Origin of the sequence: Paraburkholderia sp. UCT31 (assembly GCF_014397655.1) — a bacterium.
GTDB lineage: Bacteria > Pseudomonadota > Gammaproteobacteria > Burkholderiales > Burkholderiaceae > Paraburkholderia > Paraburkholderia tuberum.
Genome location: NZ_VZQP01000006.1, coordinates 225,431 through 237,586 on the forward strand (window position 1 = coordinate 225,431; position 12,156 = coordinate 237,586).

The following is a 12,156-nucleotide window of genomic DNA, read 5'->3' on the forward strand; positions in this document are numbered from 1 at the left end:
GATTTACTGGATTTGAGAACCAAGGAAGCTGCATCGCCTGGATGCGCCCCAGAACCGATGCACTTATTTGTCATGGCGCCGCTTCCTCCAGCTGCGTCACGGCCTCCCCTCGCACGACACGTTCGGCGGCGGACGAATATTCAATCGTGTCTGCCCCATTGATTCCGTCATGCGGACAGGTCCGCGATAACCCGGGCATAGGCGGCGCCCATTTCCGTCGCTGTCGGATTGCGGCGCAGCGTCAGACCGCCATTGACCTGCAGGTTCTGTCCCGTCATGAAGCACACGTCGCTTGCCAACCACAGAGCCGCTTCGGCGACGTCGTCCACAGTGCCAATACGTCCGAGCGGATAGCCGGCCTCGAAGGCCCCCAATATTTCGGGGATGTTCAGGGCGTCACCCGACATCGGCGTGCGAGTGATGCCAGGAGAGATCGAATTGGCGCGGATTCCGAGATGGCCAAAGTCGTTGGCGACACAGCGCACGACGTGGTCGGTGCCAGCCTTGGTGCCCATATAGGCGGCGTGGTTCTCAAGCATGATCGTCGCGGTCGCCGACGAAATCATGATGATCGAGCCCCCGGCGTCGGATTTTGCCTCATCGCTTTCACGAGCGCCTGCATGAACTGAAAGGGCCCCTTGAACTGGAGATCCATCATCGCCTGCAGTTCTTCCTCACTCGTGTCTTCGAACGGCCGGAGAAGTCCCCAGCCCGTGGCGTTGATGCCGACATCGACGTGGCCGTAGCGCTCGTGCGCGAAGGCGACGAGGGCTTCGACGTCTTCCTTGCGCGTGAAATCGCAAAGCCGGCTGGCGCCGCCGATTTCGCTTGCCAGGTGATCCAACGGCTCCGCGCGTCGTCCAGCCACAATCACGCTGGCGCCTTCGCCGGCGAAGCGTCGGGCAATGCACTGCCCCATGTTGCCGTGGCCAGCGGCGCCGACGACGATTACGACCTTACCCTCAAACCTCTTCATGAAACTGTCCTCCCGCAAGGTTCATCGTCATTTCGCAGTCTCCAGGCTCGGGTTTATGGACCGTTGCTGATTGATCCGGTTGGTGTCGTCGGACCTGCCTTTGCCACGCCCTGGATGCGGTTTGTCTCGCGCTGCGCGGGTCAGTACGACTTCGGCAGCCCGAGCGCCTGCTCGGCGACGTAGCAAAGCGCAAGCTCCTGCGTCACCGGTGCGAGCAGCGACAGCACGCTCTCGCGCAGGCCGCGCTCAACGTGGTACTCCTTCGCGTAGCCGTAGCCGCCGTGCGTGCGCACCGCACGCAACGACGTCTCGAAACTGGCCTCCGCCGCCAGGTACTTGGCCGCCGTGGCCTCGACACCGCAGGGCTTGCCGGCGTCGTAGAGCGCCGCCGCCTTCCACATCAGCAGTTCGGCCGACTGCAGGTGCATCCAGCATTCCGCCAGCGGATGCTGGATCGCCTGGTTCTTGCCGATCGGCCGGCCGAACACGACGCGCTCCCTGGCGTAGTCGGTTGCCCGCGCCAGCGCTGTCTCAGCGGCGCCGAGCGCGGCAGCCGCGACGAGGATGCGCTCCGGATTCAGGCCGTGCAGCAGGTACCTGAAGCCCTGGCCTTCGTCGCCGATGCGATCCTCGACGGGGATCTCCAGTCCGTCGATGAACAGTTCGTTCGAGTCCACTGCCTTGCGCGCCATCTTGTCGATCTCGCTGATGCGCACGCGCGATCGGTCAAGGTCGGTGTAGAACAGCGTGACGCCGTCCATCGGCCGCGCGCATGCCTCGATCGCCGTCGTGCGGGCCACCAGCAGGATCTTGTTGGCGTGCTGCGCGGTCGAGGTCCAGACCTTCTGGCCATGGACGATGTAGCGGTCGCCCGCGCGACGGGCGAAGGTTCTGACGCGTGTGGTGTCGGAACCGACGCTGGGCTCGGTCACGCCGAAGCAGGCGCGATCCGAACCGTCGATCAACGGCGGCAGCATGCGGCGCTTTTGCGCCTCGCTGCCGAACACGACCACCGGCTGCGGGCCGAACATGTTCAGGTGGACCGACGACACCGCCGCCGAGCCGAGCTTGCCGATCGTGCGCATCACCATCGCAGCCGCGGAGATGCCGAGGCCGGCGCCGCCGTGTTCCTTGGGCATGGTCACGCCGAACCACCCGCCGCGAGCGACGGCGTCACAGAACTCGCTGGGCCAGCGTCCATCGCGGTCCCGCTCAAGCCAGTAATCGGCGCCGAAGTCGGCGCAGCGGGCCTCGACGGCGTCGCGGATTGCAAGCTGGTCGTCGGAGAAGTCGAAATTCATGCGGGGCGCTCCTGCAGCAGGTCTGCGGGGACGTCGACCGGCATGTCGAGCAGCATCTGCGCCATGCCCTTGCCGAGCGGGTCGTTGCGCAGCGACGCCATGCCGCCGCCGCCCAGCGCCCGCTCGCAGACGAGGTTGATGGCATGGATGCCGGGCAGCTCGTAACGGTGGACCGGCCCCTGCATCAGATGGCGGAGGTACTCCGCGACGCGTTCTGACGTCACCTGGTCTTTCAGCACCGGCAGCAGGGCCGGATGCCGCGCGATGAGGCCGATGTTGGAGGTGTCCCCCTTGTCGCCGCTGCGTCCGAGCGCGATTCTCACGAGCGGCACGGTCTGGCGTGGGCCGGGGGGCAGCGCGCCCTCGATGGGCGCCAGCGGTCCAGGCGCGACCTGCGGTTGCGGTGACGGCAGCGTCACGGTGTACGTCGTCTCGTCGAGCGTGACCGTCGGCGTCACCCGCGCCTTCGGAATGAGCCAGGCGAACTGCCGCAGCACCGGCGACACCGAGGGACGGCCACCGGCACCGGTCGTACCGGGTGACCAGGATGTGCCTGGTGCGGCTAACTCGCGGCTGAACATCTCCAGTGCGCGCCGGTCGGCATGCGTCACCGTCAGGCGCAACACGACTTCGCGCGTCGGCAACGGTCGCGCATGCGGCCCGTAAGCCGACTCCGTGCCGAGCAGCTCGATATGGGTGGCCAGGAAATCCACGAACCCGCTCTCATGCAGCAGCCGGCGGCCGCGCTCGAGCAGCGCCTCGCCCGTGCGTTTGGCCTTCGCTGCGGCGTCGATCCCGACGATGGTGAGCTGCCCGGACACCTTGAAGCCTGCCGGCGCGGTGGCGCTGACCTTGTAGGTGCCGGTTGGCGGGCGGCCGCGCGCGCCGGTCACGAGCACGCGATGCGGCCCGGCCTGCTCCATGCGCACCTGGCGGAAGTCGCAGGTCACGTCCGGCAGCAGATAGTTGGCCGGATCGCCTATCTCGTACAGCAGTTGCTCCCCGACGGTTGCGGGCGTGACGAGGCCGCCGGTGTCCGCGGGCTTGGTGACCACAAAGCTACCGTCTTCGCGGCACTCGACGATCGGATAGCCGATGTTCGCCCAGTCCGGCACGCTGGCCCAGTCGGTGTGCAGGCCGCCTGTCGCCTGGCAGCCGCATTCGATGATGTGGCCGGCCAGGCTGCCGGCGGCGAGCCGGTGGAAGTCGTCGGCCGCCCAGCCGAACTCGTGCATCAGCACGCCGAGGGTGACCGCACTGTCGACGCAGCGGCCGGTGATGACGATGTCGGCGCCCGCGGCCAGGGCCCGCGCGATGGGCAGTGCACCGAGATAGGCATTGGCCGTCACCAGGCGCTCCGGCATGGGCTCGCCGCTGGTCATTTCGACCGTGCCGGCCGCTCGCATCGCGGCGGCAAGCGGGAGCACGTCGTCGCCTTCGACGATCGCGACCCGCACCGGTACGCCGAGTTCGTCGGCCAGAGCCCGCACCGCCGCGGCGCAGCCCCTCGGATTCACGCCGCCGGCGTTGCTGACGATGCGGATGCCCTGCTCGACGGTCTGCTTCAGCACCGAGCGCAGCGCCACCGTGACGAAGTCGATGGCGTAGCCTTCCTCCGGCCGCTTCATGCGCGCGCCCGCGAGGATCGACATGGTGAGCTCGGCGAGATAGTCGAACACGAGGTAATCGATGGCGCCGCAGCGCACCAGCTGCAGCGGTCCGAGGCTGCTGTCGCCCCAGAAGCCTGAGGCGCCACCTATGCGCACAACCTTGCCCGGCGTCGACGATGTCAGTTGCCCGTCCATTGCGGTTTCCTTTTTTCCTTGAATGCGGTCAGGCCCTCGCGCGCGTCCTGGGTCAGGGCCAGCAGGCCGATCTGCCCTTCGCCGAAGGCGATCGCCTCTTCGAAGGACATCGAGCGCATCGCCTTCATCGCATACATGCCGCGCCGCAGCGCGGTAGGTGAGTTGGCGAGCAGCCGTGACAGCAGGCGCTCGAGCGCAGCGTCGAGGTCGTCAGCCACCTCGTTCACCAGACCGATCTCGCGTGCCCGCGCCGCGTCGATGGGCTCGCCCGTCAGGCACAGCTGCGCCAGGCAGCGCAGCGGCAACTGGGCCTGCAGCACGGCGAGCACCTGCATCGGGAACACGCCCACCTTCACCTCGGGCAGGCCGAAGCTCGCGTGCCGGGCCGTGATGGCGAGATCGCACATCGCGAGCAGGCCCATGCCGCCGGCCATGCAGGCGCCGTTGACCCGCGCGACGAGCGGCACGTTCAGCGTGCGGGCCGTGCGCAGCAGGTCGGCGTAGGCGCTGGTCGGCGTGGCGTAGTCGAACGCGAAGGCATCCCCGCTCAGGTCGGCGCCGGCGCAGAACGCCTCGTCGCCCGCACCGGTGAGCACCACCGCGCGAATCGTCTCGTCAGTCCGGGCGCGATCCAGCGCTTTCTGCAAGGTGCCGATCACTTCCGCGTTGAGCGCATTCCGGCGCTCCGGACGGTCGATGGTGAGAATCAGCCGCCCGTCCTGCCGGCTGGCGTGCACGACCTCGGTCATGCTTCGACTCCCGTTGACTCGCTGCACGCCGCCACTTGCGTCACGCCCGCCTGCGCCATCTCGCGGATCTGCCGCGGCGAGTAGCCGGCCTCGGCCAGCACTTGCGCGCTGTGCTCACCCAGCAGCGGCGGCGGGCGCAGCGGCGGCAGCGGGGTTTGCGGCCATTCGCTGGGCACCGCCATGGTTCGCAGCATGCCTTCGGTGGGATGCTCGAACTGCTGGAAGAACCCGATGTCCTGCAGGTGCGGATCGTCCATCAGCGACTCGAAGGTGTGCACCGGCAACACCGGGATGCCGAGCGGCTCCAGCAGCTCGCGCCATTGCTGCGTGGTCTGCGCTTTCAGCTTGTCGGCGAGGATCTCGTACAGCGCCTCGACATGCTGCGTGCGCGATTCGCCGTCGGCAAACCGCGGGTCGCTGTTGAACCGCTCGGCCTCGCCGACCACGCGCATGAAGGCCTGCCACTGTTCGTCGGTGTAGACGACGAGGCACACCAGGCCGTCCTGCGTTGCGTACGGCCGCCGCTGCGGGTTGAGCAGCCGCGGATAGCCGAAGCCGCCGCGCGGCGGGATGAACGTGTGGCCGTACAGATGATCACCCAGCATCATCTGCGCGGTGGTCTCGAACATCGGCACGTCCACCGCCTGCCCGCAACCCGTGCGCTCGCGCGCGAGCAGGGCCGCGCAGATCACGCCGAACGCGTACAGGCCCGTGGCCCGGTCCGAGAGGTTGAGCGGGGCATAGCGCGGCACGTCGGAACCGGCCCGCACGCTGGCCTCGGGGATCGCGACGGCCGCCTGGATCAGGTCGTCGAAGGCGCGCGAGTCCGCATAGCGGCCGCGCTGGCTGAAGCCGAAGGTGCCGACGTAGACGATGCGCGGGTTCACCAGCCGCAGCGCCTCGTAATCCAGCCCGAGGCGCTGCATCGCCTGCGGCCGCACGTTGTAGACCAGCGCGTCGGCCGTCTGCGCCAGCTTCAGCAGCGCTTCCTTGCCGGCAGGGCGCTTCAGGTCCAGCATGACGCTGCGCTTGTTGCGGTTCAGGTTGAGGAACAGCGGGCCGGCGCCCGAGCGCCCGCCGGGTCCGACGGCGCGCAGCATGTCGCCGCCGGGCGGCTCCACCTTGATCACGTCGGCCCCCAGGTCGGCCAGCATCTGCGTGGCCGAAGGTCCCATGACGACTTCGGTGATGTCGATGATGCGCAGGCCGGCCAGCGGCCCACCCTGGTTCGAGTCGTTGCTCATTCTGTCCGTGCTCCTCTTTCCGGTCAGGAACCGGCTACGTCGGCGCCATTGCCGCGGATGTAGGGCACCGGTCCGATGTCGCGCGCTGCCGCGAGGGCCTCGATCGCGTATCGGATCGAGACCGCGTCATTGAGCGAGTGGAACGTGCCGTCCTCGTTGAAGCTCACTTGCGCGCCTTCGATCCAGGCGATGGTGATGGTGTCCTCGGTGTTGTCCTCGGGGGTGTAGAAGGTGTGCACCGAGCCGCCGGGCTCGTACAGGTAGGAGCCTGCCGTCTGCCGCTGCTCGGGGTACTCGCGATACGCCCAGCAGCCCTGGATCGTCCACACCTGCGCCGTACCGGTGTGGTAGTGAATCGGCAGCGAGCAACCGGGTTCCAGGATGGCCATGAAGACCCACTCGCCGCGCTCCAGGTCAAGGCGCAGCGGCTTGATGTGGATGCCCGGAAAGACATCCCTGATCAGCGGGATCTGCTCGATGTTGACGGTCAGGAGCTTGTCCTGTGGCAGAGCGGGCAGCGGCAGCGGGGCGCCGGTGGACGTGGTGGGCTGCGCGAGCATTCTTGCGTTCATGAATTGTCTCCCGTTGTTACTGGATTTGAAGCAGTGGATGGAAGCCGCCCCCTGATAAGGAAGCCGGATGCAGGCTGCTCCGGCAAACAGCGCAGGGAGGCGGCGACCCCGCGCGGAAGAAACAGGAAGTCGCCCGGGGCGAGACCGAAGTCCTGCCCGTCGACACGTGCGTCGATGCGTCCGTCTTCGACGTAGAGAACCTGCTCGGCGTCAGGCTCCGCGGTGCAGACCGATGGGCTGCCGGTAGGCATGCGCAGCGCCGCAATGTCGACCCAGCGCGCGCCAGCGGTCTCGCGGTCGATGAGGGGAACCGTGCCGGTGGCGGCGTCGCCGGCGGCAAGCACGCGCACCTTGCCGTGAGCGGGCGCGGCGGCAGCGTCGTCGGGTTCCGTGATCGTGTGCGCCGGGTTCTCGCCATACGGCGGCGTATAGACGACCAGCACACGCCCGGGCTGGTCGCTGGTCACGCGAAACGAATGGAATACGCCGGCCGGCACGTAGGCCCAGGTCCCGGGCGCCATCGCTTCCACGCTGCCCGCCGCCCCCGACTCGCCGGTTCCCTCGATCATGTAGGCGCATTGCTCCAGGTGGGGGTGCGCGTGCGCCCGCGCGCCGTGCGATTTCACGATCGTGCCGACCAGCACTTCGAGCGCCGTCGCGCCGACAGTCTCGGGGCCGATCACGCGCACGTTAGAGGTGCCGGTATGGTTCGCCGGCGCGTAGGCGGCAAGATCGGCCGCCCTGACCACGGTAGGTACGGGCTTCATTCGGGCTGGCTCCATGCGATCTTGACCGCCGGGGCGGCGGCCTGCGCCGCCATGAAGCCGGAGGCATTGGGATGGTTTTCCACGATGACGGGCTGGCCCTTCCTGGCGGGCAGCGATTGGTCGAGCACGCGCGCCCCGGCGTCCCGTCCGCTTCCGACCGGAAAGGGAACGATGATCTTGATGGGCTTGGCCGGATAAGGGGCCACCGCCATCGCTTGCGGCTCAAGGACGGGGGTAGCCAGGAGGACGAGAAGGTTCCGCATGCGCATCGAGCTCCAATCAGGACTCAACTTCAGGGACTTAAACCTAAATGCCTAATGTTAGTAGTTTAGGCATGCGCAAAGCGGCGTCAAGTCCGGGCTTACCCGACAGCCCGCCGCTGCGGCTCGGTGATCCCAGGCACGGTTTTCAGGGCGGACGCGGGGAGGTCGATCTCGGAAACGTAGCGGTCGCCCCGATACCAGGTCGCACCGGCGTACAGCACGTTGCCTTTGCCGTCAACCAGGCGTCGCGACATCTTCGCGACGGGCGAGGCAAACGGGATCTTCAGCATATCGCACAGAGGAAAATCGGCGGGTATCACGGTCACGCGTTGTCGCAAGCGTTTGCAGCGCGCGCCAAGTTTGTCGAGCACCGCGGCGAGCAGTTTCCGCTGCATGGCGATGTCCTTGGGCAGCGATTCGAAAACCGGCGTGGGCACATAGATCTCGGCGTAGCAGAACGGCTCGCCGGAATAGGTGTGCAGTTTACGGACGCACACGTATTCGCCAGCCGGCCGGTCATCCGGCGCGAGTAGCTCCTGCGGCATCAGGGTGCGGCGGCCGACTTCGAGTATCTCGAAGGCAAGCGCCTGCGGTGCGGCGAAGGGGTTGTTGATCACCTGTTCGAGGTCGCCCGTGACGGCGGGCAGCGCTGCAACGTGGGTCCCGACGCCCCGCTGGCTGCGGATAAGCCCTTCCTTGGAAAGCAGCTCGTATGCTTGCCGGACGGTGATGACGGCGACGCCCAGGTCGTCCGCGAGTTGCGTGATCGGCGGCAGCTGCGTGCCGAGCGGGTACTCGCCCTTCGCAATTCGGTGCCGCAGCAGGGACGCCAGCCGGTGATATTGCGCAACGCCGCGCTCGGCTGGCAGCTCCGGCCGCGCGGTCTCCATGTGTCGCTCATCCGCCATCATATAAATCCTAATTAACCAACTTTCGAATTATATGTCAGCGATGCGCGAGCAGTCGCTCGCGTTTCTGGCACACCCAAACAACTTTCCTTGCTGCTCATGCACCAGTCGTGCTTTTGGGCGACTTTCGGCCGTCTCCGGCCGTTCGCCCGCACCAACAAATGGACACTCAAACGGCCGCTCCACCCAGGAAGGGGCCTACCTGTTCCGTTGATCCATCGATCAATCGCACGGACATCACGAGGGTGGATGCGGTACCGATGCGCTCTGTCCGAGCGCGGAAAGAGCGAAACTGCCAGCGCCGAAGCACCGAAGCACGCCCAAAACGGCCCGCCACGTCGAGCCTATCTGCGACCTCTTCGTTTGCGGGAGCAAGAGACATCTCAGCGCCCGATTGATCGGTCGATTCCACAAGCTCCCGATGGGGCGACTCTAGCAGTCGGCTCGGGATAACGGCGACACTGCGCCGCGATGAGTTACCGCCGCGCGCTCAGAAGTACTCCATCTGGGCGACGGGAACCGAAGCCGCGTCGGCCGCTTAGCCGATGGCGGTGCCCGCCGGAATCGTGAAGTAGAAGCGAGCACCGCCATGGGCGGATGCGTTGTCCGCCGCGATGCGCCCGTGGTGGGATTCGAGGATCGAGCGGCAAATGGGCAAGCCCAAGCCCATGCCGTTTTCCTTGGTCGTGAAGAAGCTCTCGAAGAGGCGGCCGACGTGCTCGGGGGCGATGCCGGGCCCGCTGTCCTCGATAGCGCAGCACAGGGTAGAGGCATCCCGCACGGTGGTCCTGATGGTGATCTTGCGCTCTGGGCTTCCCGCTTGCTCCATCGCCTGCATGGCGTTGACGAGGAGGTTGACGATCACTTGTTGGAGCTGGATGCGGTCAGCGAGCACCTTCAACCCTCCCAGAGCGAACCGGTGCGATACGGTGACGCCGCGTGACTGGATTTCAGGACGTAGAAACACAAGGGCTTCGTCGATGAGCTCGTCAAGCGACACCAGCTTGTGCTCGGGCACTCGCCGGACCGCCATCTCGCGAATGCGGACAATGATGTCCACACAACGCCGCGCGTCGGCTGTGATGCGCGCGCTCGCTTCGAGCGCCTTCGCTATGTTGGGCACTTGCCGGTCGATCCAGTGTCGACCGGCTTCGTTATTCGTGCTGATAGCGGCGAGCGGCTGCTTCAGCTCGTGGGCGATTGAGGCGGTCAGTTCGCCCAGCGTCGAGACGCGCGCGGCATGTGCAAGGTCCGCCTGCACCTCCCTAAGCGCTGCCTCGGCACGCTCGCGGGCGGCGACTTCCGCCAGCAGCGCTTCACGCGCTTCCAACTTCTTGCTCAGGCCGACTCCAATGTGGACAAAGCCTGCGGTCACTATTAGCACGCTGATGGTGATACAGCGGTTAGTCCAGTCAATCCAGTCGAAATTTGGGTGCCCTACCGGTGTGTTTCCCGCAGCAAAACCGACCACCGTCAGCACCGCCGTGACCGCAGTACCGCCCCACAACCATCGAGCGGACCGACTCCAGGCCAGGGCCACAATTACACATACATAGAAAATCGCAGGATTGATGTCGCCTGGCGAGTAGTAGTCCAAGCCAAAGATGAGCATGGTTAATACGCCGACCAGGGTCTTGGCCCGTGCAGGGGGGAAACCCTGAAGGAGGCCCCATTTTGTTCTCGCTCCACCAAAAGAATGGGGCTCGCGCCCGATGATTTCTGTGACCTGATGAACGCGGGATCTGGTCGCCTCCTTGATCACGGTTCTCGCTCCTTCGGATTAGGGAGTGCAAGTGCCGCACCTCGATGGCTCAATCATAGGTCACCTACCGCCAGGTTTCGGTTGTGGTAGGCGTTAGCTGTCACGCAGAGCGAACGCCCGGAGCTGACCGGGTCGATGCCGGTCTCCACCCTGATCATGCTCGATAACGGCCATTCGCCGGCGCCGTGGTACCAGCCGGAATGGCGCTGTACGTTGTCGGCTGGCATGAAGGCCCGGATGACCGTTGAACATTGGAAGCTGCCATTGAGGTGGCGAAGGGTCCAGCGGCCGGATCGGGTCGTCTACGGTCTCCGAACCGTGTTAAGGCGGAACGCCGAAACGGATGTGAAAATCCCTTGCGGGTGCCACGGCGCGTCCGATACTGAAAGTGCTTTGCGGGTGCCCGCTACCGAAGTTAGTGGCAAAGTCATCGGCAAGGTGAACGGACTACGCAATGGAGGCTGACTATGAACCAGTCAAGTTCCGCTCAAAGGCGGGAGAAAATATCCTACGAGGTGTCAGGCGAAAATTCGAAATACACGCTGCTTCACCTGCTGGACGTTGAAGACATACCGGGGCATTCGCTCGCACTCTATGAACTGCATCGCACCTTTCCCAAGGGCGCGTTGATGTTTGCTGGCGTAAGCGTCACGGAGCAATGGATGCGCGGCACCGTTGACACCGTCGATGGCAACGGCACCGTCATCGGCTATGGGTTTTACAACCTGGAAGACGGCGACAAGATTTTCGGCAAGTTTGACGGGATCTCACAGTCTGCAACCGGCCAGTCCGCCGATGTCCGCACCGTCATAGGAAGCACGGTGCTCACTGGCGGCACGGGGAAGCTGCGTGGCATTTGCGGCATCCTTCACTTTGTGACCAACACGGACGTCTCACAGAACCTAAATGAGAGTAAATGCGAGGGCGAGTACTGGATGCAAAAAGGCTAGTCCGGGCCTCACGGTGCCTTGCACGCGGCCCAGCGCAAAGCTCACTGATCAGAAGCCTCCGCTGAAGCTCAAGGAAATCTGGGCGATCTGCGAAAAGCTGAAGGCGGATACGACCTCGCGATGTTCAGTTCAATCTACGGGAGGGTCACTACCTGAAATACGCCGTTACCAATTTATAACGTGCAACATGGAACCCTGACATAAGCTGAATGGAAAGTGTGAGGCGCATGTCGCCGCGCGAATAACGAGGGAGCATGTCATGAACCCGCTCGATGCAGCGTTGCGCGCCGGCAGCGCCGTTGCAGTTCTTGCGTTGTCCGGCGCGCTGTCTGGTTGTTACTACGTACCGTACGGCTACTATCCGGGCTACGGGTATTACCCGGGCTATCCTGCTACCTATTCCACTGCCTATCCGAATGGCTATCCCGCCGTGCCGACGGCGGCCACGCAGCATGGCGTGCCCGTCGCGCCCGGGGACCCGTCGCAGCAGGCTCCGGCGCCAGAGGACTTCAACATGCCCGACGGCACGTCGCCCGACGGGCCGCCATCGACGTACGATTTCGCCCCCGCGCCCGCCTATGGCGCGCCGGCGTACTATCCAATCGCCTATCCACCGGCCTACCCCTACGCGTATCCATACCCGTACTACGGGTACTGGCCGGGCTACTACTGGTGGCCGTCGGTGTCGTTCGCCTTCTGGGGCGGGTGTTGCGGCGGTTACAGCCACTACCACTATGGCCATCACACCTACTGGGCCGCCCACGGCTACTCGGGCCATGGGTACTATGGACACGGCTACTACAGCCACGCTTACTCGGGAAATGGACAGGGTGCGTGGAGCCTGTCCCTTATACACATC

At 65.4% G+C, this 12,156-nt stretch carries 13 protein-coding genes; 2 read left to right on the top strand and 11 right to left on the bottom strand.

What is annotated here, in order from left to right:
• Nucleotides 1–167 precede the first annotated feature (167 nt).
• The 11 genes from F6X40_RS42200 to F6X40_RS07030 all read right to left on the bottom strand — a co-directional run bounded on the left by F6X40_RS42200 (nt 168) and on the right by F6X40_RS07030 (nt 10,347).
• Nucleotides 168–566, bottom strand: coding sequence for an SDR family oxidoreductase (locus F6X40_RS42200; protein WP_410452388.1), 399 nt, complete (start codon nt 564–566; stop codon nt 168–170).
• Entirely contained in the window at nt 563–994 is a 432-nt protein-coding gene (locus tag F6X40_RS42205) for an SDR family NAD(P)-dependent oxidoreductase (RefSeq protein ID WP_311540137.1), read from the bottom strand. Before F6X40_RS42205 ends, F6X40_RS42200 begins: the two co-directional genes overlap by 4 nt.
• A 122-nt stretch (nt 995–1,116) precedes the next feature.
• Nucleotides 1,117–2,277 (bottom strand): acyl-CoA dehydrogenase family protein, encoded by a 1,161-nt coding sequence (locus F6X40_RS06990; RefSeq protein ID WP_187627249.1) that lies wholly within the window; start codon nt 2,275–2,277, stop codon nt 1,117–1,119.
• Nucleotides 2,274–4,082 (bottom strand): acyclic terpene utilization AtuA family protein, encoded by a 1,809-nt coding sequence (locus tag F6X40_RS06995; protein WP_184070376.1) that lies wholly within the window; start codon nt 4,080–4,082, stop codon nt 2,274–2,276. The genes F6X40_RS06990 and F6X40_RS06995 overlap by 4 nt, the downstream gene beginning before the upstream one ends.
• Nucleotides 4,067–4,831, bottom strand: coding sequence for an enoyl-CoA hydratase-related protein (locus F6X40_RS07000; protein WP_187627250.1), 765 nt, complete (start codon nt 4,829–4,831; stop codon nt 4,067–4,069). Before F6X40_RS07000 ends, F6X40_RS06995 begins: the two co-directional genes overlap by 16 nt.
• A complete protein-coding gene (locus F6X40_RS07005) occupies nt 4,828–6,075 on the bottom strand; it encodes a CaiB/BaiF CoA transferase family protein (protein WP_187627251.1) in 1,248 nt (415 codons plus the stop codon). Before F6X40_RS07005 ends, F6X40_RS07000 begins: the two co-directional genes overlap by 4 nt.
• A gap of 23 nt (nt 6,076–6,098) precedes the next feature.
• Nucleotides 6,099–6,647, bottom strand: coding sequence for a 2,4'-dihydroxyacetophenone dioxygenase family protein (locus tag F6X40_RS07010; protein WP_184070382.1), 549 nt, complete (start codon nt 6,645–6,647; stop codon nt 6,099–6,101).
• Nucleotides 6,644–7,414, bottom strand: coding sequence for a cupin domain-containing protein (locus F6X40_RS07015; protein WP_184070384.1), 771 nt, complete (start codon nt 7,412–7,414; stop codon nt 6,644–6,646). The genes F6X40_RS07010 and F6X40_RS07015 overlap by 4 nt, the downstream gene beginning before the upstream one ends.
• Entirely contained in the window at nt 7,411–7,677 is a 267-nt protein-coding gene (locus F6X40_RS07020) for a hypothetical protein (RefSeq protein WP_187627252.1), read from the bottom strand. The genes F6X40_RS07015 and F6X40_RS07020 overlap by 4 nt, the downstream gene beginning before the upstream one ends.
• Nucleotides 7,678–7,775: 98 nt before the next feature.
• Nucleotides 7,776–8,567: a GntR family transcriptional regulator gene (locus F6X40_RS07025; protein ID WP_262421392.1), complete on the bottom strand. Its 792-nt coding sequence runs from the start codon at nt 8,565–8,567 to the stop codon at nt 7,776–7,778.
• Nucleotides 8,568–9,123: 556 nt separating this feature from the next.
• Nucleotides 9,124–10,347: a sensor histidine kinase gene (locus tag F6X40_RS07030; protein WP_316251794.1), complete on the bottom strand. Its 1,224-nt coding sequence runs from the start codon at nt 10,345–10,347 to the stop codon at nt 9,124–9,126.
• A gap of 467 nt (nt 10,348–10,814) precedes the next feature.
• Between F6X40_RS07030 and F6X40_RS07035 the strand changes: the two genes are divergently transcribed.
• Together F6X40_RS07035 and F6X40_RS07040 are read left to right on the top strand one after the other, a co-directional pair.
• Nucleotides 10,815–11,297 carry a hypothetical protein gene (locus F6X40_RS07035; RefSeq protein ID WP_184070388.1) on the top strand — a complete coding sequence of 161 codons (483 nt, stop codon included), beginning with the start codon at nt 10,815–10,817 and terminating at the stop codon, nt 11,295–11,297.
• Nucleotides 11,298–11,556: 259 nt separating this feature from the next.
• Nucleotides 11,557–12,156 (top strand): hypothetical protein (locus tag F6X40_RS07040; RefSeq protein ID WP_187627253.1); only part of this gene is annotated, 600 nt, incomplete at its 3' end.